The 25,449-nt window shown below is 66.1% G+C and carries 45 protein-coding genes, 2 tRNA genes and 1 pseudogene; 27 read left to right on the top strand and 21 right to left on the bottom strand.

The window, feature by feature from the left end:
- Positions 1 to 41: 41 nt before the first annotated feature.
- The 19 genes from APY03_RS17390 to APY03_RS17310 all read right to left on the bottom strand — a co-directional run bounded on the left by APY03_RS17390 (position 42) and on the right by APY03_RS17310 (position 10,177).
- Positions 42 to 139, bottom strand: a tRNA-Arg gene (locus tag APY03_RS17390).
- Between the two features lie 83 nt (positions 140 to 222).
- Positions 223 to 313, bottom strand: a tRNA-Asp gene (locus tag APY03_RS17385).
- Positions 314 to 519: 206 nt separating this feature from the next.
- Positions 520 to 1,260 carry a hypothetical protein gene (locus APY03_RS17380; RefSeq protein WP_068678459.1) on the bottom strand — a complete coding sequence of 247 codons (741 nt, stop codon included), beginning with the start codon at positions 1,258 to 1,260 and terminating at the stop codon, positions 520 to 522.
- Positions 1,257 to 1,433 carry a hypothetical protein gene (locus tag APY03_RS41600; protein ID WP_157103420.1) on the bottom strand — a complete coding sequence of 59 codons (177 nt, stop codon included), beginning with the start codon at positions 1,431 to 1,433 and terminating at the stop codon, positions 1,257 to 1,259. The genes APY03_RS17380 and APY03_RS41600 overlap by 4 nt, the downstream gene beginning before the upstream one ends.
- Positions 1,430 to 1,978 carry a hypothetical protein gene (locus tag APY03_RS17375; protein WP_232081099.1) on the bottom strand — a complete coding sequence of 183 codons (549 nt, stop codon included), beginning with the start codon at positions 1,976 to 1,978 and terminating at the stop codon, positions 1,430 to 1,432. Before APY03_RS17375 ends, APY03_RS41600 begins: the two co-directional genes overlap by 4 nt.
- Positions 1,975 to 2,178, bottom strand: a complete 204-nt coding sequence (locus APY03_RS17370; RefSeq protein WP_068678457.1) for a hypothetical protein — start codon at positions 2,176 to 2,178, stop codon at positions 1,975 to 1,977. The genes APY03_RS17375 and APY03_RS17370 overlap by 4 nt, the downstream gene beginning before the upstream one ends.
- Positions 2,175 to 2,396, bottom strand: a complete 222-nt coding sequence (locus tag APY03_RS17365; RefSeq protein ID WP_068678455.1) for a hypothetical protein — start codon at positions 2,394 to 2,396, stop codon at positions 2,175 to 2,177. The genes APY03_RS17370 and APY03_RS17365 overlap by 4 nt, the downstream gene beginning before the upstream one ends.
- A complete protein-coding gene (locus APY03_RS17360; RefSeq protein WP_068678453.1) occupies positions 2,393 to 2,845 on the bottom strand; it encodes a RusA family crossover junction endodeoxyribonuclease in 453 nt (150 codons plus the stop codon). Before APY03_RS17360 ends, APY03_RS17365 begins: the two co-directional genes overlap by 4 nt.
- Positions 2,842 to 3,378 carry a hypothetical protein gene (locus APY03_RS17355; protein WP_068678451.1) on the bottom strand — a complete coding sequence of 179 codons (537 nt, stop codon included), beginning with the start codon at positions 3,376 to 3,378 and terminating at the stop codon, positions 2,842 to 2,844. The genes APY03_RS17360 and APY03_RS17355 overlap by 4 nt, the downstream gene beginning before the upstream one ends.
- Positions 3,375 to 3,524, bottom strand: coding sequence for a hypothetical protein (locus tag APY03_RS41595; RefSeq protein ID WP_157103419.1), 150 nt, complete (start codon positions 3,522 to 3,524; stop codon positions 3,375 to 3,377). The genes APY03_RS17355 and APY03_RS41595 overlap by 4 nt, the downstream gene beginning before the upstream one ends.
- The gene (gene dnaB, locus APY03_RS17350; RefSeq protein ID WP_068678449.1) at positions 3,521 to 4,969 is read right to left on the bottom strand and encodes a replicative DNA helicase; all 1,449 of its coding nucleotides are present in this window, start codon (positions 4,967 to 4,969) and stop codon (positions 3,521 to 3,523) included. The genes APY03_RS41595 and dnaB overlap by 4 nt, the downstream gene beginning before the upstream one ends.
- Positions 4,966 to 5,874: a hypothetical protein gene (locus APY03_RS17345; protein WP_232324310.1), complete on the bottom strand. Its 909-nt coding sequence runs from the start codon at positions 5,872 to 5,874 to the stop codon at positions 4,966 to 4,968. The genes dnaB and APY03_RS17345 overlap by 4 nt, the downstream gene beginning before the upstream one ends.
- Positions 5,875 to 5,887: 13 nt before the next feature.
- Positions 5,888 to 6,115 carry a hypothetical protein gene (locus tag APY03_RS17340; RefSeq protein ID WP_068678445.1) on the bottom strand — a complete coding sequence of 76 codons (228 nt, stop codon included), beginning with the start codon at positions 6,113 to 6,115 and terminating at the stop codon, positions 5,888 to 5,890.
- Positions 6,112 to 8,736, bottom strand: coding sequence for a DNA methyltransferase (locus APY03_RS17335; RefSeq protein WP_174262755.1), 2,625 nt, complete (start codon positions 8,734 to 8,736; stop codon positions 6,112 to 6,114). The genes APY03_RS17340 and APY03_RS17335 overlap by 4 nt, the downstream gene beginning before the upstream one ends.
- Positions 8,736 to 9,023, bottom strand: coding sequence for a hypothetical protein (locus tag APY03_RS17330; protein ID WP_068678441.1), 288 nt, complete (start codon positions 9,021 to 9,023; stop codon positions 8,736 to 8,738). The genes APY03_RS17335 and APY03_RS17330 overlap by 1 nt, the downstream gene beginning before the upstream one ends.
- Entirely contained in the window at positions 9,020 to 9,436 is a 417-nt protein-coding gene (locus APY03_RS17325; protein WP_068678439.1) for a transcriptional regulator, read from the bottom strand. Before APY03_RS17325 ends, APY03_RS17330 begins: the two co-directional genes overlap by 4 nt.
- Before the next feature lie 78 nt (positions 9,437 to 9,514).
- Positions 9,515 to 9,742, bottom strand: coding sequence for a hypothetical protein (locus tag APY03_RS17320; protein WP_068678437.1), 228 nt, complete (start codon positions 9,740 to 9,742; stop codon positions 9,515 to 9,517).
- A gap of 3 nt (positions 9,743 to 9,745) precedes the next feature.
- A complete protein-coding gene (locus APY03_RS43955; protein WP_068678435.1) occupies positions 9,746 to 9,949 on the bottom strand; it encodes a hypothetical protein in 204 nt (67 codons plus the stop codon).
- On the bottom strand, positions 9,950 to 10,177 hold the full coding sequence (locus APY03_RS17310; RefSeq protein ID WP_068678433.1) for a hypothetical protein: 228 nt from the start codon (positions 10,175 to 10,177) through the stop codon (positions 9,950 to 9,952).
- 76 nt (positions 10,178 to 10,253) lie between these two features.
- Between APY03_RS17310 and APY03_RS17305 the strand changes: the two genes are divergently transcribed.
- The 16 genes from APY03_RS17305 (at position 10,254) to APY03_RS17235 (ending at position 20,506) form a co-directional block, all read left to right on the top strand.
- Positions 10,254 to 10,820, top strand: a complete 567-nt coding sequence (locus APY03_RS17305) for a hypothetical protein (RefSeq protein WP_068678431.1) — start codon at positions 10,254 to 10,256, stop codon at positions 10,818 to 10,820.
- A 67-nt stretch (positions 10,821 to 10,887) separates the two neighbouring features.
- Positions 10,888 to 11,061 carry a hypothetical protein gene (locus tag APY03_RS42535; protein ID WP_162487101.1) on the top strand — a complete coding sequence of 58 codons (174 nt, stop codon included), beginning with the start codon at positions 10,888 to 10,890 and terminating at the stop codon, positions 11,059 to 11,061.
- 226 nt (positions 11,062 to 11,287) lie between these two features.
- Positions 11,288 to 11,563 carry a hypothetical protein gene (locus APY03_RS17295; RefSeq protein WP_068678427.1) on the top strand — a complete coding sequence of 92 codons (276 nt, stop codon included), beginning with the start codon at positions 11,288 to 11,290 and terminating at the stop codon, positions 11,561 to 11,563.
- Positions 11,564 to 11,666: 103 nt separating this feature from the next.
- Positions 11,667 to 12,767, top strand: coding sequence for a hypothetical protein (locus APY03_RS17290; RefSeq protein WP_068678426.1), 1,101 nt, complete (start codon positions 11,667 to 11,669; stop codon positions 12,765 to 12,767).
- Between the two features lie 2 nt (positions 12,768 to 12,769).
- A complete protein-coding gene (locus APY03_RS17285) occupies positions 12,770 to 13,111 on the top strand; it encodes a hypothetical protein (protein ID WP_146039340.1) in 342 nt (113 codons plus the stop codon).
- Positions 13,108 to 13,329: a hypothetical protein gene (locus tag APY03_RS17280; protein WP_068678422.1), complete on the top strand. Its 222-nt coding sequence runs from the start codon at positions 13,108 to 13,110 to the stop codon at positions 13,327 to 13,329. Before APY03_RS17285 ends, APY03_RS17280 begins: the two co-directional genes overlap by 4 nt.
- Positions 13,326 to 13,589, top strand: coding sequence for a hypothetical protein (locus tag APY03_RS17275; RefSeq protein WP_068678420.1), 264 nt, complete (start codon positions 13,326 to 13,328; stop codon positions 13,587 to 13,589). The genes APY03_RS17280 and APY03_RS17275 overlap by 4 nt, the downstream gene beginning before the upstream one ends.
- Positions 13,586 to 13,807, top strand: a complete 222-nt coding sequence (locus APY03_RS17270) for a hypothetical protein (protein ID WP_068678418.1) — start codon at positions 13,586 to 13,588, stop codon at positions 13,805 to 13,807. The genes APY03_RS17275 and APY03_RS17270 overlap by 4 nt, the downstream gene beginning before the upstream one ends.
- 11 nt (positions 13,808 to 13,818) lie before the next feature.
- Positions 13,819 to 13,962 carry a hypothetical protein gene (locus tag APY03_RS41590; protein WP_157103418.1) on the top strand — a complete coding sequence of 48 codons (144 nt, stop codon included), beginning with the start codon at positions 13,819 to 13,821 and terminating at the stop codon, positions 13,960 to 13,962.
- Positions 13,963 to 13,970: 8 nt separating this feature from the next.
- The gene (locus tag APY03_RS17265; RefSeq protein ID WP_068678417.1) at positions 13,971 to 14,801 is read left to right on the top strand and encodes a RecB family exonuclease; all 831 of its coding nucleotides are present in this window, start codon (positions 13,971 to 13,973) and stop codon (positions 14,799 to 14,801) included.
- Between the two features lie 27 nt (positions 14,802 to 14,828).
- The gene (locus APY03_RS17260) at positions 14,829 to 16,070 is read left to right on the top strand and encodes a hypothetical protein (RefSeq protein WP_068678416.1); all 1,242 of its coding nucleotides are present in this window, start codon (positions 14,829 to 14,831) and stop codon (positions 16,068 to 16,070) included.
- Positions 16,071 to 16,075: 5 nt separating this feature from the next.
- Entirely contained in the window at positions 16,076 to 17,833 is a 1,758-nt protein-coding gene (locus APY03_RS17255) for an ATP-binding protein (protein ID WP_068678415.1), read from the top strand.
- Positions 17,830 to 18,471, top strand: a complete 642-nt coding sequence (locus tag APY03_RS17250) for a 3'-5' exonuclease (RefSeq protein WP_068678414.1) — start codon at positions 17,830 to 17,832, stop codon at positions 18,469 to 18,471. Before APY03_RS17255 ends, APY03_RS17250 begins: the two co-directional genes overlap by 4 nt.
- A 103-nt stretch (positions 18,472 to 18,574) precedes the next feature.
- Entirely contained in the window at positions 18,575 to 18,799 is a 225-nt protein-coding gene (locus APY03_RS17245) for a hypothetical protein (protein WP_068678413.1), read from the top strand.
- A gap of 29 nt (positions 18,800 to 18,828) precedes the next feature.
- A complete protein-coding gene (locus APY03_RS17240; RefSeq protein ID WP_232081101.1) occupies positions 18,829 to 19,521 on the top strand; it encodes a hypothetical protein in 693 nt (230 codons plus the stop codon).
- 67 nt (positions 19,522 to 19,588) lie between these two features.
- Positions 19,589 to 20,506, top strand: coding sequence for a DNA cytosine methyltransferase (locus APY03_RS17235; RefSeq protein ID WP_068678412.1), 918 nt, complete (start codon positions 19,589 to 19,591; stop codon positions 20,504 to 20,506).
- A gap of 2 nt (positions 20,507 to 20,508) precedes the next feature.
- Here the strand turns inward: APY03_RS17235 and APY03_RS17230 are convergent, their stop codons facing one another.
- On the bottom strand, positions 20,509 to 20,757 hold the full coding sequence (locus APY03_RS17230; protein ID WP_146039339.1) for a hypothetical protein: 249 nt from the start codon (positions 20,755 to 20,757) through the stop codon (positions 20,509 to 20,511).
- Between the two features lie 29 nt (positions 20,758 to 20,786).
- Here APY03_RS17230 and APY03_RS45670 point away from each other — a divergent pair.
- Positions 20,787 to 20,915 (top strand): annotated as a pseudogene (locus APY03_RS45670) (DUF5131 family protein); the annotation flags it as partial.
- Positions 20,916 to 20,948: 33 nt separating this feature from the next.
- Here the strand turns inward: APY03_RS45670 and APY03_RS45665 are convergent.
- Complete coding sequence (locus APY03_RS45665) at positions 20,949 to 21,575, bottom strand: hypothetical protein (protein WP_068678409.1); 627 nt, start codon at positions 21,573 to 21,575, stop codon at positions 20,949 to 20,951.
- Positions 21,576 to 21,604: 29 nt separating this feature from the next.
- Between APY03_RS45665 and APY03_RS17220 the strand changes: the two genes are divergently transcribed.
- From APY03_RS17220 to APY03_RS17175, 10 genes are read left to right on the top strand one after another with little or no spacing between them, the layout of a single operon-like run.
- Positions 21,605 to 21,892, top strand: coding sequence for a hypothetical protein (locus APY03_RS17220; RefSeq protein WP_068678408.1), 288 nt, complete (start codon positions 21,605 to 21,607; stop codon positions 21,890 to 21,892).
- Positions 21,889 to 22,266 (top strand): ASCH domain-containing protein, encoded by a 378-nt coding sequence (locus APY03_RS17215; RefSeq protein ID WP_068678407.1) that lies wholly within the window; start codon positions 21,889 to 21,891, stop codon positions 22,264 to 22,266. The genes APY03_RS17220 and APY03_RS17215 overlap by 4 nt, the downstream gene beginning before the upstream one ends.
- Entirely contained in the window at positions 22,263 to 22,781 is a 519-nt protein-coding gene (locus APY03_RS17210) for a DUF1643 domain-containing protein (RefSeq protein WP_068678406.1), read from the top strand. Before APY03_RS17215 ends, APY03_RS17210 begins: the two co-directional genes overlap by 4 nt.
- Positions 22,778 to 23,080: a hypothetical protein gene (locus APY03_RS17205; protein ID WP_068678405.1), complete on the top strand. Its 303-nt coding sequence runs from the start codon at positions 22,778 to 22,780 to the stop codon at positions 23,078 to 23,080. The genes APY03_RS17210 and APY03_RS17205 overlap by 4 nt, the downstream gene beginning before the upstream one ends.
- Positions 23,077 to 23,337 (top strand): hypothetical protein, encoded by a 261-nt coding sequence (locus tag APY03_RS17200; protein WP_068678404.1) that lies wholly within the window; start codon positions 23,077 to 23,079, stop codon positions 23,335 to 23,337. Before APY03_RS17205 ends, APY03_RS17200 begins: the two co-directional genes overlap by 4 nt.
- Positions 23,334 to 23,558, top strand: coding sequence for a hypothetical protein (locus APY03_RS17195; RefSeq protein ID WP_068678403.1), 225 nt, complete (start codon positions 23,334 to 23,336; stop codon positions 23,556 to 23,558). Before APY03_RS17200 ends, APY03_RS17195 begins: the two co-directional genes overlap by 4 nt.
- A complete protein-coding gene (locus APY03_RS17190; RefSeq protein ID WP_068678402.1) occupies positions 23,555 to 23,755 on the top strand; it encodes a hypothetical protein in 201 nt (66 codons plus the stop codon). The genes APY03_RS17195 and APY03_RS17190 overlap by 4 nt, the downstream gene beginning before the upstream one ends.
- Complete coding sequence (locus tag APY03_RS17185; RefSeq protein ID WP_068678399.1) at positions 23,752 to 23,997, top strand: hypothetical protein; 246 nt, start codon at positions 23,752 to 23,754, stop codon at positions 23,995 to 23,997. Before APY03_RS17190 ends, APY03_RS17185 begins: the two co-directional genes overlap by 4 nt.
- Positions 23,994 to 24,275 (top strand): DUF4224 domain-containing protein, encoded by a 282-nt coding sequence (locus tag APY03_RS17180; protein ID WP_068678398.1) that lies wholly within the window; start codon positions 23,994 to 23,996, stop codon positions 24,273 to 24,275. The genes APY03_RS17185 and APY03_RS17180 overlap by 4 nt, the downstream gene beginning before the upstream one ends.
- On the top strand, positions 24,250 to 25,317 hold the full coding sequence (locus tag APY03_RS17175; RefSeq protein ID WP_068678396.1) for a site-specific integrase: 1,068 nt from the start codon (positions 24,250 to 24,252) through the stop codon (positions 25,315 to 25,317). The genes APY03_RS17180 and APY03_RS17175 overlap by 26 nt, the downstream gene beginning before the upstream one ends.
- Positions 25,318 to 25,449 lie beyond the last annotated feature (132 nt).

Here is a 25,449-nt window from a genome sequence, read left to right as displayed (position 1 = left end):
AGGGCCAAAAGGCCCGAAGTGAGGGGCCTTGGAGACAATCGTCGCGGCGCCGGGATTCGAACCCGGAAGCCCTGGGGCACTGGCGCCTCATACCGTAGTAGTAGGAGGGCTGCGCGTTTACCGATTTCGCCACACCGCAGCTCTCAGTCTAGAGTGCGCGGGCCGCTGTGAGAGGCAGCTGAGGCAAAGGAAAGGCCCGCCGAGCAACGCCGGGCGGGCCTACGAATTCGAAGGGGGACTCGAACCCCCAAGAGCCGAAGCTCGGCAGGTTGACAGCCTGCTGCGTTTACCAATTTCGCCAGTCGATGAGCCCCTATTTTACAGGGGCCGGGGTGCCGAATGCAAAATTACTTCCGTCGCAGAGGCACCTGTCCAATCGAGGGCGAACGCGCTGTGTTCCAAGCGTGACGGGCGATGTAGGCTGGTGCCGTTGTACGGGGCTCGACAGCTTCAGCAAGCAGTGAGGTCCCCGATGGGCGCGCGATTGTATGTAGAAGTTCGCATGCGTCAAGCGATCGGCTATTTGACCTGCTGCTGCTCGTGCATCCATCGCTTCCGCTCGCGAACAGTGAACGCCTCGGAGCCGAGCCCACAGCGCGCCGCGTTCACGCTGCTCTCGATCTCGCCGACCATGCGCCGGCCGTCATAGCCGTGTGGGATCAGCACCTCGCCGCGGCCATCACACTCTTCGCAGAGCCGGCTCGATTTCCGGTTCGTGCCCGGGATCAGCTGGTACTGTCGGCCGCCGCAGACAGGGCACGTGTGATCGAGCCACCAAGCGATGGCCCTGGCGGCCTTCGCGTGCGCGGAATGGATGTTGTGCAGGATGCCGAACTCCGCCAGCATGTCTCGCGCCTCGGGCAGCGTCTTCAAGCGCAGCAGCTGCAGGCCGAGCTCCTGCTTGAACCAATCGTCCGCCTGCTGTCGCGCGGCCTTCTCGCGTGCAGCTACGTCCGGCTGGAAGTGATCGCGTAGCCCGCGCTCTCGCAGGCCCTGCTCGCTCAGCACGAGCGGAACCATGCGAGGCAGCTTCTTCGCGAGAATGCGCTCGGCAGCTTCGGAGAGCCGCCGCGGCTTGGCTGTGCTGTCCCATTCCGACTGCAGCCGCAGCAGCGCCGAGCCAAACCTCGCCCGGTTCCAGCCGGCCGCCACAAGGACATCGGCGATGTTGGGGCGGTCGAGCTCCATCTTCAGCGTGCTGGTGTTCGTCGCAGTCATGTATCGCTCTTCGATGGTGGGTGGCGGGTTCTCTTCGCTCATTCGGTGGGATCTCGGTAGTAGTCGATAACGACGATGGGGGTCAGGTGTGCCGCGTCGTCGGCGCGGTGGTCGATCACGATGGCAGCGGCCAGCGCGGGCTGCGCGTCGACGTAGGGCAACCCGAGGTCAACCCAGAAGGTGCGCTTCACGTGCCTCTCCTCGAATGGGGTCATGGCTGGCCGCCCTCCTCGTCTGGCCGCGCCAGCACGCTCTCCAGCATCTCCGCTCGCTTCGGCGCTGACAGATGCGGCCAGAGGTAGCGCTGCGCGTGCGGCGTGCGCAGGAAGGTCAGCATCGCCTCGTGCACCTCGCGGATCTCGTCGTCGCTGCAGCTCTCGTAGTCTTCGGAGCGCGGCACGGGCACGATGCCGCCGCGCGCGCCCGGGGCCCAGTCGCACCAGCCGGCGCCGATCTTGAGCCAATCGCGCATGCCCTTGAGGTGAGGCCAGCGCTCCTGCCGATCGAAGAGCGTCTGCTCGAACTTCATGTGCATGCGATGGAACGGACCGAGGCGATTGGTCAGGTGCATGAAGCCGAACACCTCGCCGGGCTCGGAGCGCAGCAGCCGGTTCACCCAGCGGCGCCAGCGGCTGTGATGCTGCTGGTTCAAGCCCTGGATGGCGTCGAGCAGCACGTGGCGCACGACGCGGCGCTCCGGCTCGGGCATGCCGGTGAGCGACATCTGCTTGGCCACGAGGATGGGGCTGTGCTTCGTCATGCTTGCGTTCCCAGGCGCTGCTCGCGGGCCGCGATCACTCCCGGCATGGCCTTCATGAAGCTGCCGATGCGGCAGACGTTCTGGGCGACGGTCGAGATCCCCGCACGGTGCGCAGGGTCCTTGCGGGCGTCGCAGGTGCCGAAGCCCATCTTCCCGAGCTCGTGCTCGAGGTTCCAGTGCTTGCACGTGCCGCAATTCATCGCGATCTCCACTGAAGCAAGGCGCCGCGCACGTACACCACGCTGTACGCCAGCGACAGCGCGAGCAGACCCCAGGCCGCGGCTTGCACCGAGAACACGATCCAGAACGGCTGCCCGCACAGGCCGACGAGCGGCGCCCAGCGGCGCGCGCGCGGATTGTGGCCAGTGGCCATGTATAGCGCGGTCAGGCCAAAGAATGCGAGGGCGAGCTGGATCACGCGACCCCCGCAAACAGATCGACGGCCACCGGCACCGCCAGCGCCTCGATCGTCATCTCGACGCGCGCGCCCTTTTCATCCGGCTCCATACGGTCGCAGTGCAGTCTGCGCACCCAGCGGTCATCCTCAATCGCCACGCCCTTGAGGCTGTCGAGCAGCACCTTGTTGGCGTTGTCGAGGTCGATGCACCGCACCGTGTCATCCCAGGTCTGGCCCTGCGTGCGCTGGCGCTTGGCCCAGTCCTGCGGTCTTGCCGGGTAGAGGCGGATGGTGATAGCGACGCGGCCGGCGATCGGCGCTTTGATACCTGCGGCCTTGCAGAGCCATCCGACCTGTTCCTTGTACTCCTTCGCTTCACGCGTCGGCACAAGCATCGTGCGGCCGGGGATGGTGACGTTGCGCCAGTAGCGATTCGCCGAGATGGGGTACGGCAAGGTCAGGCGGATCACGCGCGGCGCTCCATGCCGATCTTCCCGGGCTCCGTGGGCATGAAGACGAACTTGACGCCCTTCTGCCCGCGGCGAAAGCGCTTTAGGTGAACGAGCATCGCGGCATGCCAGCTCTCGTCGAACTCAGCGCTGTCGCCGACCTCGAAGCTGCCGAACAGCGCGTCGAACTTCTCCTCCAGCTGCTCTTCCGGCGTCTTCAGCCGCACGCCCTTGCGCACCTTGATCGCGAGTGGATCGACAGCGACGCCCTGCGGCAGCACGACGACGGGTGCTGCCGGAGCGACTTCCGTCCGCTCGAGCACGATGCGCCTCGCGCCCAGCTTCCAGATCGCCTCGCCATCTTCATTGCGGCCGCGCTCAAGGAGGCTGCTGCGCATCGCATCGCCGAGCAGCATCTCGAGGGACGAGCCCGAGCATTCGAACTTGAAGGCGATATCGGCACGCGTCAGGTACTCGCCTGGATTGCGCAGCAGAAAGTCGATCACGCGGTAGGCGACGCTGCCGGCGCGGGGGGTGTAGGTGATGCTGGTCATTCGTATCCTTCTTTCGAACGTTCCTCTTTGGCTTGCAGGTTGGTCGCCGTGGTCACCATCCGGACGCCGCACATGACGCCCGCGACATAGCCCGCGACGGCTGAGCCCAGCGCGATGCCGAGCACTTGGAGAAAACTGAGGCTCACAGGTCACCGCCCTTCGGTTTGTTGGAGCGCGCCACGCGCACCTGGTTGGTGGGGATCGGCGTCTCTTCGGGCCAATCCATGAAGCGGGTGTTCTCGCCCACGTACATCAGGTCGAGAAAGCCGGGCTCCGCATCGCGCGCCTTGGCGACGGAAACCTTGGCGTAGTACTTCCACTCTGGATCGAGGTCCGGCTTCGCCTTGATCGGCCGGTGCACGAAGACGACGATGTCCGCGTCCTGTTCGATCGAGCCGGAGTCGCGCAGGTCCGCCAGGATCGGCATCGGGTCAGGCCGCTCGTCGACCTTGCGGTTGACCTGGGCCAGCAGCAGGATCGGCGTGGCCAGCTCCTTGGCCAACGCCTTGAGCCCCTTGGTCACCTCCTCGAGCTGGTAGACCCGCGGCATCTTCGGGTCGGTGCCGTCCATCAGCCCCAGGTAGTCCACGATCAGGCAGCCGAGCTTCCCGTGCTTCCGCCGCAGGCCTCGGGCCCGGGCGCGCAGCTGGTTGATGTTCACGCCGCTGCGATCGCTCACGTGGAAGTTGATCTGGCGCAGCTTCTCGACGGAGCCGGTGATGGCTGGCCAGTCGTAATCCTTGAGCCGCTCTGGACGCTTGATGCGGCTGAGGTGAATGTGCGAGACCAGGGACATCGCACGGTTCATCACCTGCGCCTTGGGCATCTCCATCGAGAACATGCCGACCACGAGCCCCTCGTTCAGGGCCACGTTGATTCCGATGGTCAGCGCCAGCGCGCTCTTGCCCATGCTCGGCCGCGCGCCGAGCACCCACAGCTCGCCGGGCCGCATGCCGCCGTCCAGCTGCTCGTCCAGGTCCTTGAGGCCGGTCGGGATGAAGTCCGGCTGTGCAGTGCCGTCGGCCGCAGCCTGGATGCGGTCCAGCAGTTCGACCATGCCGCTGTCCATGCCCTCCCAGTCGTCTCCGGAGGCATCGGGGCTGATCCCCATCACCTTCTGCATCGCGGCGTCGAGCACCACGTCGACACCCTTCCCCTGTGTGTTGAAGGCAGTGGTGGCGATCTCGTCCGCGGCCGAGATCAGCTTGCGCAGGATCGAGCGCTCGCGGACGATTTCGGCGTAGCGGCGCAGGTTCCCTGCGGCCGGCGTGTACTGGGCCAGCGAATGCAGGTACACCAGCCCGCCGACCGCTTCGGCCTTGCCGAGGTCCTGCAAATGCTCGAAGACGGTGATCACGTCGGCCGGCTTGCTGGCGTTGACCAGGCTGCTGATCGCTGCGAAGACCAGCTTGTGCTCGTGGCGGTAGAAGTCGCCATCGACCAGCACGTCGCCCACGCGGTCCCACCCGCCGTTGTCGAGCAGCAGGCCGCCCAGCACGCTCGACTCGGCCTCGATGGAGTGCGGCGGCACGCGCAGCTGCGAAATCTGGCTGTCGAGGTCGAAGTCGGGGATGTTGGCGCGGTCGTTCATTCGCCCTCCGCCGTGGTCTCTTCGACCACCTTCTTGACGCCCTTGCTCGACAGCAGGAACTCGATGCTGCAGCGCCAGTTCTTGTGCTCGGGCGAGCGCGGCCCGCGACCCATGATGAAGTCGTTATGCCGGGCACGCTCGAAGTAGTCGCGGGCCCAGGCAAGCAGCTCCTCGTCGGTGGTCGCACGCGGTCGACCGTCCGGCCGCTTGCTGGTCATGACCCAGTCGCGGAAGTCGCGCAGCGCCTGCTCGCGACCGGCATCCATGACGCGGACCCCGGGCAGTTCAGGCAGGACATCGTGGTATAGCGCGACGAGCTGGCCCATCCATGTCGGCAGGTCGTCTGCCGACGTAGGAGCTTTAGCTCCTTTCTTTCTTCTCTTCTCTACTCTTCTCTTCTCTGTGGTGACGGTGTCACGTGACGCGTCACTTTTTTCTGTGACGCCGTCTGTGACGCTTTCAAGGGCTTCCAGGCGCTTGCGCTCCCGGTACTCTTTGGACCGTTCGGCGCCGGTTTTTGCGGAGGTCGATCGCTCCTTCCCGACGGTGTTGTGCTCAGTGAAATTCGGGAACTCAATGCCCGCCGAAGCGGGCATGACGTGCAGCCAGTGGACGGCCTCCATGGCACGCCCAAAGCCCGGCACACCGGCCATTTCTTCCACTTCGAAAAGTGACGCGTCGGGCAACACAAAGTCAGTTCCAGCGCACTCATTGACCTGCGCCCACAGCGGCGTTAGCGCACCAACAACAACGCGCGTGACGATAGGAACGTGACGGCGCGTGACGGCCTGTGACGCATCGAGCGTGACAGCATCGTTTCCGTACCACTCCAGGAATTCCGGGTCCTGGAGCAGCAGCCGCGCCATCTTGATGACCTTCGGGTTGGTCATCAGGCTGCCGCGCATCTTGATCCAGCTTTCAGCCACCAGCAGCCCCCCGAGCCTCGGACGCCTGCTTGGCGAGATCTCCCTGCTCTACGAAGTAGCAGCCCTCCATGCGCGCGATCTGCCGCGGCGTGCGCGCCTTGATCGCCTCGTTCTGCAGCGCCAGCCAGTACTTGGCGCCCTCGACATCACCCTCCCGGTGCGCCTTGAGCAGCAGCAGGCCGCAGCTCTTGATGTGCTCTTCACGCTCTTGATCGGTCATGCGGCGAGCTCCTCAAGGTCGAACAGGCTGGGCATGCCCACCTCGCGCGCCGCGGCCTCGCAGTACATGACGCCGTCAGCAAAGTAGCTCGGGCTGAGCTCACAGCCGCGGCCGCGCCGGCCCAGCTTCAGGGCCCGGTAGGGCACGGTCATCAGGCCGCAGAAGGGGTCGAACACCTCCTCGCCTGGCATCGAGTACTGGTTGATCGCCCGATCGGCGATATCGAACTGCATCGGGCACAGGTGCATCTCGCGCCCGGCCGCCGACTGCGCGCCATTGAGCGTGCGCATGCGGGTGATGTCGGTCCACACGTCGTCATGCCAGGACTGCGGCTGCAGCAGCATGAAGCTGGGCGGCAGGCTTCCCTTCTCGGCCAAGGCCTCGCCCAGCGCCACGTCGTGCTCGAAATCGAAGATCTCGGTCAGCGAGTGCTGGCGGAACAGCTTGTAGATCGCGTCGGCCGGCAGGTTGATCAGGTCCTCGGGCTGCAGCAGCCGGTCGCCGCTGGAGCGGGTGAACCCGTGGGCGTCGAACTGCCAGCGCGAGCGCGAGTACTTCGCCTTGTCCTTGGCCACTGGCACATCGGCGTAGCCGCGGCTGGCGTCCGTCGGCGCCTTGCGGAACAGCAGCAGGTACTCGTTCATGCCGAAGCCCATGCGCGAGCCGTCCTTGCACTGCTCTGTCCAGCCGAGCCGATAGGTCTGTGCGTTCTCGCGAACCACGTCCGTCACGATGGTCTTGCGGCCGACGAAGTGGAAGCCGTGCTTGCGAAAGCACGCCACGGTGTCCAGGTCGAACGGGTACTCGGTCTGGAAGCCAACGCCGGGAACCATGCCGCTGGGCACGATCCGGTTCTTCACGTGGATGGCCGCCACCCGCCCGGGCTGCAGCACGCGCAGCAGCTGGGGCACCAAGAAGTCCATCTGCTGCCAGAAATGCTCGTTGGTGTCGGTGTGGCCGAAGTCAGCGTAGTTCGGCGAGTATTCGTACTGCGTGCTGAACGGGATCGAGGTCAGGATCAGCCCGACGCTGTCGCTGGCCATGCGCTGCGTCTCCAGCACGCAGTCCTCGTTCACCAGGGTGTAGCCCTCCCCCGTCACCTCCACGCGCTCGACGCCCATGGCGCGCTGCAGGGTCTGCGCCATCGCGATGCGCGACAGCCCGTAGGTCTTGATGATCTCGCTCATCTTTTGCCTCAATTCGATGTCTTGTGCCCACTTCCGCTCGAGGTTGCGGCGCACCTCCCGCTCGGCTTCGGTGTAGATCAGGTCGACGCGCACCGTGTGCTCCTGCAAGAAGCGCTGGAGCCGGTGGATCGCCTGGATGAAGTCTTTGAACTTGTGGCCGATGCCGAGGAACACCGACCAGTGGCAGTGCCGCTGGAAATTGACGCCCGACCCCAGCATCACGGGCTTGCCCGCGAGCTCCTGGATCTGGCCGTCGGAGAAACCGATGACCGAGGCCTCGCGCTCCTCCAGGTCCTGGGCCCCGTAGACCGTGACGATGCCCGGCACCTCTCGCTCAATCGCGTGCCGCTCGGCCTCGAGGTCATGCCAGATCACGCGGTGGGCACCTGGGTCCTCGGCACGGATCTCCTGCAGCTTGGCGATGCGAGCCGACAGGCTCTCGCGCTTCTCGCGCGCGGCGTCGACCACGCCGATCGCCTGGTGCTTGAACATCAACGACTGGCCGCTCGAGTCGGCCCCGGCCTCGCTGTGGTCCGACGGGATCTCGTGCCAGCGCACATCGATCTCGGGTAGCACGTAGCCCTCGTCGGAGAAGCTCGGGTCGAGGTCCGACGGCAGCTGCACGACCAGCGCCCAGCTGGCCAGCCAGAGCCAGAACTCGCGCTCCTTGTGCGGGTGGATGGTGAGCTGGTCGGCCTTCTCGCTGTTGCGCTTGAAGAACCGGGTCTTGGCCTGGCCAACGTCCATCACGCCGAGGTAGGCGCAGTAGGCGAGCAGCTCGACATACTCGTTCGGGCTGGGAGTGGCCGTGGCCACGAAGCGATACGGCACGCCGCCGCTGCGCACGCGCTCGTGCATGTTGCGGCGGTCATCGCCGGCGCACAGCGCCATGAACTCGCGGAAGGTCTTGCTGCCGCCGAAGCCGCGCAGGCAGTCGGCCTCGTCCAGGCTGACCACCACGAAATGCTTCGGGTCGAGCTTGCCCTCGCGCACCGTCTCGTAGTTCGTCAGGTAGATGCCATCGGGGTCATCGCACTCCTCGATGGAGCGGACGAACTTCAGCTTGGGGACGCGATCGGGGCGACCGGCCTGCCAGGCGCGCAGCTGGGCCCGCTGCTCGTCGGTGAACTTCGGGTCGTCGCCCGTGGCCAGCTTGTAGGCGTCACGGATGAATTCCTGGCGCACGCCCAGTGGCAGCACGATCAGGCCCATGCCGCCGGCATGCGCGCGCACGATGCGGGTGATCTCGATCTGGCCGAAGGTCTTGCCCAGGCCGAAGCGGGCGAAGATCGCGCGCCGGCCGCCGGCGACAGCCCAGCGCACGATCGCGTTCTGGAACGGCGCCAGCAGCGGGTTGACCTCCGATGCGTCGATCTCGAACCCGTGCGACTGCGCGAGCTGGACCTTGGCGTTGAGGAAGCTGGCGTAGTCCATCAGATCTTGCTCCGCCGCAGAGCCGCGTGCTTGTCGCGCGACCGCTGGCCGGCTGCGGCGCCCTCGACCGGCGCCGAGTACCTGCGGCGCTCGCGAATCTGCGCATCTGACTTCTTCGAGATGCCGTGCAGCGTTGACCAGTCGGTGCCTTCGGCGCGGGCCTGCTCGACCTTGCGCGTGCTGGCCGCGCGCATCTCGGCCTTGGCCTGCAGGTCGCGGAAGATGCTCGGCTCGCCGGTGTTCCAGTAGAAGGCGCTGTGACGCGCAGCAGGTAGGTGCTTCTTCATGCAGATGCCCTCACCTGGAAGGTCTCCATCAGCACGCGGACCTTGAGCTCCGCCTCCTCCGCCCTCCTCTCCGCGGCCTCCGCCCGGCGCTCGGCCTCCGTCTGGATCTGCACCAGCGTGCAGCCCACTTGATAGGCAAGCCACTCCGGATAGACCGTGTTGCCGACTACCTTGCAAAACTCCCTTAGCAAGTCGCCCTGCAGCGTGGCCTTTCCCTTCTTGATGTTGGAGAAGTAGCCAGCATCGATGCCGAGCGCCAGATAGATCTCCTTGTCCTCGAGGCCGGACGAATCGCAAGCCAGCGTGATGGCGGCGCCTGCGGACTTCTTACTGCGGATAAGTTCGATGGGGATCGTCATGTGCTTGGGCTCCCTTGAGAGGGCGAGTTCGCCCTGGTCAACAACTGCGCTCATGCTTTTTGAATCCGGTTGAGTACCTAGTACCTACAAAAAAACGAGACCATCGGTCCCATGCTGAAAACGCTCTACGAATCAACCGTCCAGGTGCGCATCTCCTTGCTGCTTGCGCCGCACACGCTCGCGCCAATCGGCGGCGAACGCGAAGCTCTCAAGGGCCTGGAAGAACCCGATGGCGCAGCACAAGGCCATGCCGGCCCAGCCCAGCGCGCCGATGCGCACCAGGTAAACCGCGCCGTAGACGCTGATGAGGAAGAGCACGCCGGTCGTCACCTGCTCCCAGTTGCGTGCGATGGCTCGCATGGGTCAGCTCCACAGGCCGAGGGCCGCGCCGGTTGGCACGCGGGCTGGCTGCTGGATCGGTGGGAGGGCGCAATGCGCGCATGCGCGGTTCACGCAGCGGAACTGCACTGGTCCCGGATAGCGCGTCATGTTCCGCAGCTCTTGCCTGCAGTTGGTGCAGACGTGCTCGGGATTCGTGCGGATGATGCCGCCGGCCGGTGTGAGCATCTAGGCCGCCTTGGCTTCGAGCTCGGGGAGCGATTTTTCGCCGCGTTCAACTGCACCGAAGTAGTCGAGCAGCGGCTGGATCGTCTGCACGCCAGGGTTGTCGCGATCGTCGTACGCGATCTTGCGCGGCAGCGTTTTCGCGACCCCGCACTCAACGGCGATGGCTTCCCAGCGCCCTGCCCCGGCCTCGCGCAACTTCCGCTTGAGGTAGTCGATGATTGATTCCATGGGTCGGGATCTTAATCCCGTTGATGGGATTTTATCAATCCCACGCGCGGGACTCGGGATTGGCAACACTTCCTGGATGAGCACTAAGGCCGTCCTCGCGAACAACCTCAAGGCGCTGATGAAGCGCCCGAGCCTCAACACGCTGCCCAAGATCACGAAGGCCAGCGACGGCCGGCTGAGCAATGGAAAGCTCGATCGCGTGCGGCGCGCGGCCGCGGCCACGGACATCGACACGCTCGAGCAGCTCGCCGAGGTCTTCGGCCTGCAACCATGGCAATTGCTGCAGGGCGACCTCGGCGCCTCGGTGCCAGATTTGGCCCCTCAGGTCGTGCCGTCGGCAGGCGAGTTGGGCGATGCGATGCGCCTGGTGGCGGCCGCGGTGGTCAAGGTGAACGACGACGACACGCGCACCGCCCTAGCACGAATGTTTTCATTGTTGGTACAGCAGCCAGCCAAAGCTGGCACTACTGCACAGAGCATCGCGTTATTGCTCTCGGGCGCCGCGAGCGGCGACGTTCCGGCCGAAACTCAGACACCCACGGCACCCATTCTGGAGGCCGAGTTGGACATCGGAGATGAAGAGCATGGGTCGGGTGATAGCGTTCAAGAACAACACAACCGTCGTGGTTCCAGAGGTCGTTGAGTACTTTGAAAGCATGGCCGCAAAGGCGAGATGCGGAACCGTCCAGGGATGGGTAGGCATCGCAGACATGGAGAGCGGCAAGCCGCGTAGCGTGGCGCTCGGCACCTTCGCCGAGGATCCTGCGAGGGCCGCGAGGGGATTAGAAGTCTTGCGCGCCAAGCTCAGCGCCGGGGAAAAAAATCAGGTGTCGGTGCAGGACTATGTGCCGGCGCGCCTGCGTACTGCGATGCGTGGTCGATGAGGAGTAGGTAGCAAACATCGCGTCGTGAGGTGCCGACGCCAGGCGGCCAGATCTCGCTAAGCACCTACTGCACGAACCCCAAGCCCGCTTAGGCGGGCTTTTTTGCGCCCGCGAATACCCCTACGCCGCCGTCGGAATCCCATCGCTGGGATTGCTTTTATCCCATCCATGGGATTAGAGTCCGCTCCAAGCCCTGCAATCCCGCAGCGGCCACTGGAGAGAAACCATGGCAACTCGCAAGTCGAAGAGCCCGCCCGAGGCGACTAGGCCCGCCTTCGTGGTCGGGGATGCGCAGCATACCGACTTCCTCGGTCTGACGAAGATCGAAGTGTTCGCAGCGGTGATCGCGATGGGCATCTATGCGGGTCCGTCGGGCCGCGTGATGCTCGACTCCACTGACGATTCGATGCTCGAGCTCGCTGCCGAGACCGCCTTCCGTCAGGGCGCCATCCTGGCCGCGCACGGCGCCCGAGTCCTTGCCTCGATGGGATCGCAGCCGTGAGCGCCGCCATCCTCACCCGCGCTGAGCGGCAAGCGTTGATCGCCTACCTGATCGCGCACCACGAACGGCCGGACAGCTACTGCCAGTTCCCGAGGGCTGCATCGTGAACGGCGCGACCTATCACGTTACGACGCCGGCGCAGCTCGATCGCTACCGCGAAGAGCAACGGCGCGCCGAAGAGCGCCTGGCGCGCTCCGTCGAACGCACGGGCCAGCTGGGCCGCGCGATGTGCGCCAAGCCGTCGCCGGCGCGCATGAAGCGCGCTCTGTCGGTGCTGGCCCTGTCAGCCCTCGCGGCTTGTGGCGGCGGTGGAGGAGGTGGCGGCGGAGGCGGTGGATTCGCTCCGATCGCTGCTGCACCGGCCTCAGCACCCGTAGACGAAGCCCCTGCTGCGCATTTCGTCGCAGAGCCTCTGAAGCTGAACCCGGTCAATCCCGGCTGCACGAGTGCGCTCGATACGCATGTGGAGTGCCCGCTGATCGCGAACGACGAGCCGATCGGCGTTGGTGTTCCTGCTGGAACCTACGTCAAGTTCACCAACAAGACCGATGGTTACCTGCAGATAGACAGCATCCAGGCGGCGACTGCTGAAACACGGTTGTGGAGCGAGTACTGCGCCTACGTGGGCGAGCTCGTCACAGGCCAGCACAGGCCGGGCGTCGGCGAGGTCGGGTGTTCCTCCAAGCAAATCGGCGAGAACTACCCGACCATCCGCTGGGGCGCGAACACTGGACTGTCGATCGCCCCTGGTGAGGTGATTTATCTCAACTCGCACACCGAGCCTGGATATACGGGCCACACCTACGCAATGAGCGTGCGTGCCCAGACGACCGGCCTGCACGCGTGGAGGCAGCCGCAGCAGGACGCCGTCATCTATTGCGACGGCCAGCAGCAGAGCACCGCGGGGACGCCGTGGCGCAATGAGACGGATCGCGACCTACACCTGTCGGGCGCTTCCATCTACAGCGAATCAGCCAATAGCTCCGCTGGTCCGAACACGCTGAACGGCCCGGCCTGCATCTACGTGATGACTGCCGATGGTTCGACGAAGTATCAGAACTGCGATGCCGCTCTTCGCTCGCGCGGTGAGGTGAGCTTCCCGGCCGTGACGATTGCTCCAGGCGAGTACGTGTCGGCACAAGGCGTCAATTCCTGCTCTGCCCCTGCTGTGTGGGACTGGGCTGCTTTCCTGAGGGTGTGGTGATCATGAGCGCGCTGACCCTCGCACCAGTAAGCCCCAAGGCCGCCGAGCTGCTGCACGCGCTCTACGCTGAAGCACTCGCCCAGGCCGAGCCTGCACCGGGCACGGCTTTACTGCCGCCCACAGGCGCGCTCAAGGCTTCGAGCGCTTGTGACGGCACGTACCTCTCTGCCTACTGCGCGACGAGCTTCCGCAACTCCATCACGCTGTTCCAGAACCATGCCCGTGAGCGGCAAGCAAAGTGGGCGGGCGAGGAGGTGCGTTACGACACCGATGGCAGGCGCTGGGAGCGAGCCATCTGCGGCGTGATCAACGACTTCGGCGACCTGGTCGAGGTGCCGCGATGACGCCCGAACAGAAATCGCGTTTGCGCAACGCGTCGCTGTGCTCGAAGCCCATCAGCGCTGGCCCGGTGCCGCGGCAGTGGGCAGCCGCCCGCACCGACGTGCTGCGGGCTCTCAAGGGTCGCAATCTCGACGCCGGCCTGCGCGGTGCGGTCTTCATCGAATCTTGCCGCGAGTCGGATCGCCACCTGGTGCGCAACTCGACCGGGAAAGCAGCATGAAGCAAGCCCATCTACCGGTCCACGTGGCCACCATCGCAGCGCTTGTGGCCATCGCCCGCGCGCGCCACGCGTCGAGAGTTCCGAAGGTGACGCCTCCCAGGGTTCGAAGAGATCTGCATCGCATCGGGCTGTTGCGCCAGACACTTTCGCGAACAGACATCCGCAATGCCGCGGCCTACTTGGACCGAGAGCGCGAGCTGATCGGGCGCCTGTGGAATCACGGATTCCTTCTGATGGTCCGGCCGGAGATCGGAACGTGAGCACGCCGACCTTCCCCGAGGCCTACCGGCCGCCGCGCGTGGTGAACGGCCGCCTCATCACCTGCCGCCTGGTGGAAATCGGCTGCGCGCACGAGCTCAGGCCGCCAGCCCTCAGCCGCGACGCCGAGGCCATCCAAGGCGCGCTGCTCGAGCCGCGCACCGCACGTCCCCTCCCTCTCATCAACCGCATTGCCGGCGCCGTCTGGCGCTGGTGCTGAAAGGCGTGGCCATGCCCGACGAGTTCCCGTGCTCCGACTCTGAAGACATCGACTTCTTGGCCGCCGCGGCGCTGCTCTCGATCGCCGCCGCCGTCTTTCTCCTGTGGGGAGACGACATCGCCCGCTTCCTCAACACCCTCTTGCTCAACCTCTGAAAGTGTCCATGGATCCCAACAACGAAGAACCGCTGGCGGTCGTGCGCGCCAGCTCCTGGCCCAGCCTCTTCGACTGCGCCTACAAGTGGTACTGGCAGAACCTCATGGGCCTGCGCAGCCCTTCCGGCGGTGCGGCAGCGCTCGGCACCGCCGTCCATGCCGGCACCGCGGCGTACGACCAGCAGATCCTCGACGGCAAGTTCGCCCAGATCATCGATGCGGTCGACGTGGCGCGCGATGCGCTGGCGAATCCTCGCGATGAAGTGCTGTGGGATGACGGTCTCACGCCGAACGAGGCCGACGCCCTGGCCGTGAAGCTCACGTCCCGCTATTGCGCCGAGGTCGCGCCGACGCGCACCTACACCGCGGTCGAGCTGCAATGCACGGCGCTCGACATCGCCACACAGCACGGCGTGGTGCGCGTCACGGGCACCACCGATCGCGTGCGCCAGCTTGAGGACGGTCGCAAGGGCATCTCCGATGTGAAGACCGGCGGCCGCGCGACCGAGAAGACCGCTACCGGCGGCCGGCGCGCGGTGACGAAGGGCCACCACATCCAGCTCGGCATCTACACCCTGATGGCCGAGCAGGCCTCGGGCGAGCGCATGGAAGGGCCGGCCGAAATCATCGGCCTGCAGACCACCAAGGACACGCCTTGCGCGACCGGCGAGATCTCCGACGTGAAGACCCCGCTGCTCGGCGACGGCAAGTTCCCCGGCCTCATCGAGATCGCCGCCGGCATGTTGAAGAGCGGCGTGTTCCCCCCGAACCCGAAGTCGATGTTGTGCAGCGCCAAGTACTGCCCGGCGCACGCCTCGCACTGCAAGTACCACGACTGATCACCACCCCAGCCCGAAAGGAAATCAATGTCTGCAACCGCGACGGCCCAGGCCGCCAACCACACCAGCATCGAGCAGCTGCGCCATCACCAGCTCGCGCGCATGCCCGAGCCCGACGATCAGACCGTCGATCTGTTCTCCGCGCGCGGCTTCGCCCTCGCGCAGCGCGTTGGACAAGCCTTCTCGACCTCCAATGCGGTACCGCCTCCCTTCCGGCAGTGGAACGAGAAGAGGGACAAGAACGGCAACGTCACGATGGTCGAGAACCCCGCGGCGCTCGGCAACTGCCTGGTGGCGATCGAGACGGCGCGCTCGGTGGGCATGAGCATCACGGCAGTCATGCAGAACGCCAACGTGATCGAGAACCGGCTGACGTGGTCTGGCCAATACAAGATCGCCGCGATCAACGCGAGCCGCCGCTTCACACCGCTGCGCTTCGACATCCGGAACAAGGGGCTGATCAAGGCCACTTACAAGGAAAAGCAGGGCTGGAACAACGAGCTGCGGCGGTACAACTTCAAGGACGTGACCGTCGAGGTCGAGAACCTGGAGTGCATCGCGTGGGCGCTCCCGGGCAACGTGGCATTCCCCCCGCAGATCCGCACGCTTGACCAGGCGAAGGCGGCGAACCTGCCAGTGATCGAGTCGGCGCCGGTGAGCATGAAGCTCGCCGTAGAGGAGGGCTGGTACGGCAAGTCTGGCTCGAAGTGGCAGACCGAAATGAAGCACCTGATGCTCCAGTACCGGGCCGGCAGCTTCTTCGGGAACATCCACGCCCCCGACATCGTGATGGGCATGGGCCGCACCACGGAAGAGGCGGTGGACGCCATCGTGCTCGATGTCGACCAGGACGGGCGGGTTACCAACGTCTCCACCGAGGAGGTGCGCACCAGCTCACCCGCGCTGGCTGCCGAGGTCGTCACGACCGACACCCAGGACGAAACGCCGCCCGAGCAGCAGGCACAGGCGAAGGCAGCAGGCGCGCCCGAGGAGAAGCCGGCCGCCGCGGCCAACGCCGCCGAGCAGGCCAGCACCGCGCCGACCGTCGACGTCGAAGGCATCGCGGACCGCCTTGCAGCGGCCACCAGCATCGACGCGCTCGACCAGCTGGCCGACCAGCTGCTGCGCCCCCTCGCCAATGCCGACGTGAAGGCCACGCTGGACGGCGTCTACAGCACGCGCCGCGAGGAACTGGCCAGCGCCGCCGAACCCAAGCCGGCCGCGGCCACCAGCCGCCGCGCCCGCGCCTCTTCCACCTCGATGGAGTGACCACCATGAAGTTGACATACATCCATGCCGAGAACTTCCTCGGCATCCGCAGCGCCGAGGTGCGCATCAGCAAGCCGGTGACGCTTTTCGCCGGCGGCAACTATGCGGGCAAGAGCAGCCTGCAGGAGGCGGTACGCATGGCCCTCACCGGCGAGGCCGTCCGCGTCGACCTGAAGAAGGAATACGGCGCACTGGTGACGGAAGGCCAGAAGGCCGGCTTCGCCGAGGTGGGCATCGCCGGCGCCGACGGCGAGGAGAAGACGACGATCCTGCTGCCCAGCGGCAAGGCCGTAGCCTCGGCAGGCTTCAGCGCGTTCCCTGCGCTTCCCTACGTGCTGAATGCCCAGCGCTTCGCCACGATGGATGCGAACGCGCGCCGCTCGTTTCTGTTCGGGCTGATGGGCATCCGCATCACGCCAGAGACGGTGTCGACGCGTCTGCTCGCGAAGGGCCTGGACAAGGCGAAGATCGATCGCGTCGTGCCCATGCTGCGCGCTGGCTTCGAAGCCGCATGCACTGAGGCCAAGAACAAGGCGACCGAGGAGAAGGGCGCTTGGCGCGCGCTGACCGGCGAGACCTATGGCTCGGTCAAGGCGGGGACCTGGAAGGCTCAGAAGCCCGCGGTCGATCAGGCGGCGCACACAGCCGCGCAGCAGCGCCTGGCCAGCCTCGATCAGCAGATTGCCAACGCGAACCAGAACATCGGCTCGCTGCAAGCCGGTATCAGGGCGCACGGCGTACGCGCGGCGCGCGTCGAAGCACTGAGCGGGTCGGCCGAGCGGGTCGAGCGCATCAGAACGAAGCTGGCCACCGACGAGCAGGAGTTGCAGCAGTGGGAAGACCGGCTGTCCGAAGCCGAGGCGAAGGCCGCCGGCGCGGCGCCGACGCAGCCTCTCACCTGCCCGCACTGCCAGGGGCTGGTGGAGCATGCGAGCCCCACCGAGCTGCGGGTCTACGTGGCGCCAGAGGCCGTGCGCGATGCCGACGCAGCCGCCGCGCTGCCGGAGCTGCGCCGTTCGCGCGATCTGCTGCGGAGCTCCGTCGCCAATGACAAGCGCGACCTGGCGCAGGCACAAGAGTCGGCTGCCGAGCTCAAGGCGCTGACGGAGGGCGAGCAGGAGGCAGCGCCCAAGCAATCCGACCTGGATGCCGAGGTGCTGGGGCATGCCGCCCTTAAGGTGAAGCGCAACGCCGCTGCAGCCGAGCTGGAGAAGCACGAGACCGCCGTGCGCGCCGCGAAGGAAGCGGACAAGAAGACCACCGGTGCCGCGGGCCACCACGCTGACGTAGCCGCATGGGATGCGATTGCGACGGCGCTGGCTCCGGACGGCATCCCGGGCGAGATGCTCGCGGAGGCTTTGGAGCCGATCAATGCGCGCCTGCTGCAGAGCTCGGCCGATGCCGAGTGGCTGCACGTGGGCATCGACGCCGACATGTCGCTGAGCTGTCTCATCCCCGGCGGCGAACTGCGCCCCTACGCACTGCTGAGCGAGTCGGAGCGCTGGCGCGTGGATGCGATGGTCGCGGAGGCCATCAGCTTCCAGTCCGGCTTGAAGCTGCTCGTGCTCGATCGCTTCGACGTGCTCGACATGCAGGGCCGCACCGACCTGCTCGCGTGGCTCGATGTGCTGGCCCAGCAGGGAGAGATCGAGACCGCCCTCCTCTTCGGCACCCTGAAGGCGCTGCCGAGCGGCCTGCCCGCGACCGTCGCGGCCGAATGGATTCACAACGGCCACGTCGGCCAGATCAAGGAAGCAGCATGAAGAACTTCGCCCTTTTCTACGACACCGAGACCTCGGGTCTGCCTCTGTTCTCGGAGCCGTCCGAGCACCCGGCCCAGCCGCACATCGTGCAGCTCGGCGCCATCCTGGTCGACCTGGACACGCGCGACGAGATCGCGAGCCTGGATGTCATCGTGCGCCCCGAAGGCTGGGTGATCCCCGACGAGGTGGCCAAGATCCACGGCATCACGACCGAGCGCGCGAGGGATGTCGGCATTCCCGAAGCCGTCGCGCTGGACATGCTGTTCGAGCTGTGGGCCGAACGCCAGCGCATTGGGCACAACGAGCAGTTCGATGCGCGCATCGTGCGCATCGCGGCGAAGCGCTTCCGCGACCCGAAGGACCCGGCACTCGCGATCCCGCCTTCCGACGAGTGGAAGAGCGGCCGCGCGCAGTGCACGCAGCGCCTCGCGACGCCGATCCTCAAGCTGCCGCCGACGCCGAAGATGCGCGCGGCTGGGCGCTTCCACCACAAGAGCGCCAATCTCAGCGAGGCCTACCAGCACTTCATGGGGAAGCCCTTGCAGAACGCCCACAGCGCGATGGCCGATGCGCGCGCGTGCATGGAAGTGTTCTTCGCTGCCACCGCGACCGCGCCGGCGCGAGCCGTCGCCGCCTGACCAGTTTCGGGCCGGAGCAGGGCGCAAGGAAGTAATTCAGCCGAGCGCCCGGCGTTTAGTAGTCGCCCCGGCCCACCTCTCACTCCCTCGAAGAAGCAACACCATGACGGGAACCATCATCACGCGCGACATCTTCCTGCGCCACACCACGGTCGACGGCAAGAGCTACGTCGCCTCGCATCGCGTCTGGGATGCCGAGCGCTACATCGCTGCCCAGAAGAAAGCCGCCACAGACGTGAACGCCAAGCAGGACGCCGACAAGCCGCGCCGGGCGTGCGTCGACCAGATCACCGAAGAGCAGTACCGCGCGGCCAGGGCCGCCCGCTGAGCTCGCCCATCACCACGACCGGAAGAACCATGCCGTTCCAACTTGAAAACCTGACCCAGGTGCTGATCACCAACGCCAACCCGCGCCGCGAGCTGCACGGCGATGAACGCGTGCGCGCCATCGACCTTGCCTTTTCATTGACGGGCGAGAACACGCTGCTCGACCTGATTGAGCCGGGCCTGCGCGCACACCACTACTTCAACAAGGCACTGACCGCCGGCCAGGAGCCGCTCCCCGGCATGGTGATTCCAATGCCGAACCTGCGGTACCCGAAGCTGCCTCTGGCCTACGCCTACGGCAAGGGCGAGAAGTTCCGCGGCTACCGCTTCATCTGGGACTGGGGCACCGATGGCGACCACGCGGACTTTACCGACGTGGTGCTGGCCAACCTGCACTACGAGCTCAGCGAGGGCGGCAGCGTCACGGTGATGGGCACCATCCAGTACAACGGCGAAGAGCTGCAGGACAACGATGTCTATGGCGAGCTGTCGGGCCTGGCGTCCGAGGGCGAGATCTACATGAAGCTGCTGGCGCCGGCCGAGCTCCTGCCGGTGAAGAAGGGCTACCGCGCGGGCAAGCCCGACACGCCAACCCCGCCGGCCGATGCAGAGCAGCAGAAGGACGCGGGCGACATCTTCGCGGCCCAGCACGGCGGCACCGAGGCCGATGGTCCGGATGCTGACGACGACTCCGACCCGGACAGCGACGGCGGCACGGAATGATCATGTCCAAGGACAAGGTACGCGCCGCGCTCGAGCTGGCTGGCCAGGACGCGGAGGGCACGACCGCATGAACACCGCGATCGACCTCTTCGCGGGAGCCGGCGGCTTCACCGAAGGCGCAGAGGACGCGGGCGTCCACGTCGTCTGGGCGGCCAACCACTGGCAAGCCGCGGTCGACGTGCACGCGGCGAATCATCCAGGCACGGCGCACGCCTGCCAGGACCTGCAGCAGGCAGATTGGCGCGAGGTGCCAACTCATGACCTGCTGCTGGCCTCCCCCGCGTGCCAGGGCCACAGTAAGGCCCGCGGCAAGGAGAAGCCGCACCACGACGCCCAGCGCAGCACGGCATGGGCCGTTGTATCTGCAGCTGAGTGCCATCGTCCGGCCGCGGTGCTGGTCGAAAACGTCATCGACTTCGCCAAGTGGACCCTATTCCCAGCCTGGTGCAGCGCGATGCAGGCACTCGGTTACGCGCTGGCGCCGCACGTGATCGACTCGGCCGACCATGGGGTGCCGCAACACCGCCGCCGCCTGTTCATTGTCTGCACGCGCAGCAAGCATCCTCTCCACCTGCAGATCGAGCCGCGCGCACACGTCGGCGCCGAGTCGTTCATCCGCTTCGACCGCGGCACCTGGTCGCCGATCAACCGGCCGGGCCGCTCCCCCGCCACGCTGGCCAGGGTGGCCGCGGGTCGCGCGCGCCACGGCCGCCAGTTCCTGATGCCCTACTACGGCAGCGGCTCCGGGCTGACCGGCCGGTGCCTATCCCGCCCGATCGGAACCATCACCACGCTTGACCGCTGGGCCGTGGTCGACGGTGACCGCATGCGCATGCTGACCGCAGAGGAGAACCGCGGCGCGATGGGCTTCCCCGACACCTACCGTCTGCCGGCGCAACACCGGCAGGCCGTGCACATGCTCGGCAATGCCGTGTGCCCGCCAGTGGCACGCGACGTGATCGCCGCACTGCAGAGGGCCGCGTGATGTCACCCGCGAGGAAACTCGAACTCTGCCTTGCAGGCGTCACACCGGACGGCGCCGAGCGCACCAGTGCGTTCAAGCGGCACCAGACGTTCCACACGGCCTTCGAGAAAGCAGTTCGGGCACGGAAGTGGCGCGTCCGGGACGTTGTGAGCCTGCCACCAGAGGTTCTCCCAGCAGTCGATTGCGAATTGCAGGGCCCCTTGTGCCTTCAGGTGATCCACCAAGACGTCGTGCATGTCTTCCAGTGCCATGTCCATCCCCATCAATCGGAGCCAGCAGTATGAGCGCGAACAGCAAGATCGAATGGACCGATGACACGTTCAATCCGTGGATCGGCCGCCCGAAGGTTTCCCCCGCCTGCGACCACTGCTACGCCGAGCGCGGCACCCCCTCGCGCACGCTGGGCGTTGCCATCCTGGTGAGAGCTGAAATCATGCCAGCTTCACTTGAGGGAGAAAGGTGGCAGCGCAATCTCTGGGTCTTCCCGAAACTCGGTGATCGCTTGTTCAATGTCTTGCAGAGCCCCAGCCGCATTGGCCGCGGCGTTCGCGGCTTCCGTGCTCCAGAAGCCATAGTCACTCGAGTCAGCAAGGCCATCGACGAGTGCCTCGTCCATCCTGATACATACGTCGACAGAAACGGCCAAGCGCCGAATGCCACGGACGAGGTGAAAGGACTCAAGGTCAGTGCTTCTCAGTGTTTCCAACTCGTCACGCGCCAGTTGGAGGAAATCGAGGTCAGACCGCCACACGAATTCCCCTTGCGCATCACAGAACAACTGCGCTGCCGCACAAACCCTTCTTACCGTTTTCTCTGCAAAGGCTCCGATTGCGGAGATCGCGTTGTGTCGCCGTATCAGGCGGCGGTGCTCGACTTCTATGGCCTGAGTGCGTGCGCTGCTCACTTGCAAGGTCGCCAAGAAGAACGCTCCGATGATGGCACCTATAGATCCGATCGCCTGCACCCAAGCAGCCCAGTCCGAGGCTTTCAAGTCCAGCAGCACACCGAGCGCGATCAGCGCGCCCAAGGTCACACCGACAGTGGCCGCCACCGCAACACGCTTCCACATCTCCACCTCCATTGTTTGGAGTTCGCAGTATGAGCGAAACGTTCGACCTCTTCGGCGAGGACGCCGCGCCGGTACCGCCGCAGCCGCAACAGGCCGCCCAGCCAGCCCAGACCGCCGACAGCTTCATGATGCAGCCCTGCGGGGTCAACCTGTGGACCTACCGCGGCGTGAAGATCCGGTGCGACATGAAGCTGCAGCGCCTGATCGGGCACTGGAGCACCGTCGAGCCGCTGGGCGCCAAGATCGCGCAGAGCGACCTCCGGGTGGCGCTGTGCCGCGCGATCGATGAGCACCTCGGGCCGAGGGAGGCAGCATGAAGGCGCTTTCTGTCCGCCAGCCCTGGGCTTGGCTCATCGTCAACGGCTTCAAGGACATCGAGAACCGCACGTGGAGCACCCGCCAGCGCGGGACGATCCTTGTGCACGCCAGCCAGGGCATGACCCGGCGCGAGTACCAGGAGGTGGTGATGTTCCTGGTGACCAGCCTGCCGGCCGCCACGCGGCCGCACCTTCCCCCGTTTGAAGACCTCGAGCGTGGAGGCATCGTCGGCCAGGTTGACATCGTCGACTGCGTCACCGACAGCACATCGCCCTGGTACATGGGCGCCGTAGGCTTCGTGCTGGCCAACGCCCAGACCCTCCCCTTCCGGCCGCTGAAGGGCGCGCTGGGCTTCTTCGAGGTCTCGCCATGAAGCGCTCCGCCCAGATCTCACCCTGCGGAAAGTTCCGGTACCGGCTCGGCCGCGCCTGGATGCACCCGGATACCCGCCCGCTGGTGTTCATCATGCTCAACCCGTCGACGGCCGATGCGAACGAGGATGACGCGACGATCCGCCGCTGCGTCCGGTTCGCGCAGGAGCATGCCTTCGGCGGCATCGAGGTCGTGAACCTCTTCGCCTTCCGCGCGACGAAGCCCGAGGACCTGCGGCGCGCGGGCTACCCCGTCGGCCCCGACAACGATGCTCACATCGTCGACGCCGTGCGCGGCGCCGGCGCGGTGTGCTTGGCATGGGGTTCGAACGTCGCGGGCCTGGAGCGGCCGCAGCTCGTGCTGCCGCTCATCCGGACCCAGGGCGTGCAGCCCATGTGCCTGCGCATCACGCGCAGCGGCTACCCGCAGCACCCGCTGATGCTGCCGAGCAGCTGCAGGCTGATGCCCTTCACGGCCGGCGCCATCCAGGAAGCGATGGAGGGCGCAGCTCAATGAGCACTCAACCCGAAGAGCGCGACCTGGCGCACGAAGCCGACATGGAACGCCTGCGCCGCGAGCAGCTGCGCGCCGACATCAGCCCGGAGGAAGCGGCCGAGGAGTTGGCGGAGCGAGATTACCGAGCCGAACTCGAAGATCGCGCTGCCTGGCGTGAAGGCGCGGACTTGGACGACGGCGAGGAACTCCTGGGCGATCCCGACGAGTACGACGAGTACTACTGCATCTGCGAATCGGTGCACAGCCCCGAGGAGCTCGGCACGAACCAGTGCGACTGCTGCGGGAAGGAGATCACGTGACGTTCGCCACGCTCGAGCAGTTGATCGACGGCGCCCGCCATCTCGCCGGCGAGGAAGGCCGCCTTCACGGTGGCCGGATCTGGCACTTCGAAGGCGGACGGCCGTGCCCGATCGGCTGGGCACTCTGTTCCCAAGCTGTCTACGTTGATCTGGCGTCTGGCGAGTACGACTACGGCGCGCCCGGTGGCCCTGGCCACGCCGACTGCCGCGAGAACTGCAGCCATGGCATGCAGCCGCCGCCGGAGGACGATCTGTGACGACACAGCACTTCTCCGCCCTGGCCAGCGCTACCGCGCGCGCCATGGCCGCGGTGCGCACCGAGCACTGCCCCGCCCCTGACTTCCGGCCCGCGGCGCCCGTGCGCAGCACCATGCACTGCACTAAGTGCCAGGGCGTCCTCAAGTTCAACGTGTCGGCCGATGGCCGCACAAGCGGCCGCTGCTCCAGCGCGGGCTGCATCACCTGGAGAGACCTATGAACTGGAACGACTTCCGGCAGGCCGTCGATGAAGCCAAAACCACGATCGACCAGGGCGACAACGCGGCCAGGCAACTGGCAAAGCTGATGCGAGGGCGCCTTCGCATTGCTGCCGTTGACCCGGGGATCCTCGCTGACCTCAAGCGCGAACTGCGCGACTTTGACATCACGACCGGCAAGTGGAAGGTACGCCCATGACCGCCCCCACTTTCGACCAGGTGATGGAGATCCTCCGCGGCGCAGCAGAGCACCTCGGGCGCGTCATGGTCGAGCACCCCTATTGCGACCACGTGCAGGTCGTGAAGGCCTACGGAGATGTCTGGCGAAAGATGTACGCCCCCACAGCTCAGTTCGTGGTTCCAGAGCTCGAGTCGCTGGAGACCGGCGAGGCCGACGCGATCGAGCCAGCAGCCGCACAATCCGACGCGAGGCCCACATGAGCAGCCACTCGCCATTCCTCTCCGACGCCGAGATCGCCGAGATCTGCGCGCCGCTCGAGCAGCCCGCCGCCCAGGTCCGCTTCCTGTGCCGGCAGGGCCTGATCGTGAAGCGCAAGCCCAATGGCCGCCCTCTGGTGGCCCGCGGCGAGTTCGAGCGCGTTCTGGTCGGGCGTCAGCCGGAGCAGGCGCAGAATGCCGGCTCCGGGCAGCCAGACCGCGCCGCCCTGCTGAAGCTCATCCGAGGAGGCAAGCGTGGGGCGCAAGCGCAAGGACGATAGCCAGGGCCTGGCCGGCACTCGCCTCTACCTGCGACGCGGCACGTTCTTCTACGTGCACCCGAACGGCAAGTGGGAGAACGTCGGCAAGGATCTCGGCGCCGCCAAGAAGCGGGCGGACCATTACAACGATCCGACCGGCGCTTACGGGACGATGACTTGGTTCCTCGACCAGTTCCTCATCCACTTCCGCCAGCTCGTCGCCGCGAAGGAGCGCTCAGCGCGCACGCTGGAGGACTACGAGGCCGATGTGATTCCGCTGAAGGCCTTCTTCGGCAGCATGCTCCCCACCGAAGTCGGCCCGCACCACGTGTCCGACTACCTGGATATCGGCGCCAAGGAAGGGCGCGCCGTACGGGCCAACCGCGAGCGGGCTTGCCTTTCCTCGTGCATGAGTTGGATGCTGCGAAGCAACATGGGCGCCTTGCAGGTCAATCCTTGCATGCGCGCCAGCGGCGTGCAGCGCAACGCGGAGACCGAGCGCGACCGATATGTTACGGACGAGGAGTACCTGGCCGTGTACGAGGCCGGAAACAGGCCGGTGCGCCTGATGATGGAGCTGGTGTACCGCACGCTGCAGCGCCCGGAGATTGATGTGCTCGCCTGGACGCCTGTCAATCTGGTCCACAAGGCCGGCGCGCCGGTCCTGCGCTTCATCCAAAGCAAAACGAAGCGGCAGATCGACATCGGGCTGGAAGGCCGACTGGCGGAGATCGTGGCCGAGGCCGTCGGCGAGGTCCCGGTCCTGCGGCAGCCGATCGTGCACACGCTGAAGGGCGAGGCCTACACGTATGACGGGATCAGCGCGATGCTGAAGCAGGCGCAGGACCGTGTGCGCGCTGCCGTGCCTAAGCTCAAGGACATGCCGTCGTTCGGGTTCCGGGATCTCAAGGGAAAGGGTGCCACGGACATGTGGCTGGCGAAGACGCCGATCGAGACCATCCAGCTGCTCTGCGGGCACAAGTCGAAGGCCACGACCGAGAAGTACATCAAGGCCCGCTGGCGCGAAACCGCAGCTCCGAACCAGCTGAAAATCGGCCGCTGACGTGTCCAATATCCAGCCTTTTGTCCGGCGTTCCCCAAGGGAGGAAGCGCAGCTCCGGACTCGAAAATATTGGACACCGGCGGAGCCGAACCACAGCATCCATGCGGGTTCCAATCTGATTCGACGTGGGGC

This window comes from Variovorax sp. WDL1 (genome assembly GCF_001541225.1).
GTDB lineage: Bacteria > Pseudomonadota > Gammaproteobacteria > Burkholderiales > Burkholderiaceae_C > Variovorax.
The sequence above is the reverse complement of the archived record's forward strand: the minus strand, read 5'-3'. Positions and strand labels throughout refer to the sequence as shown.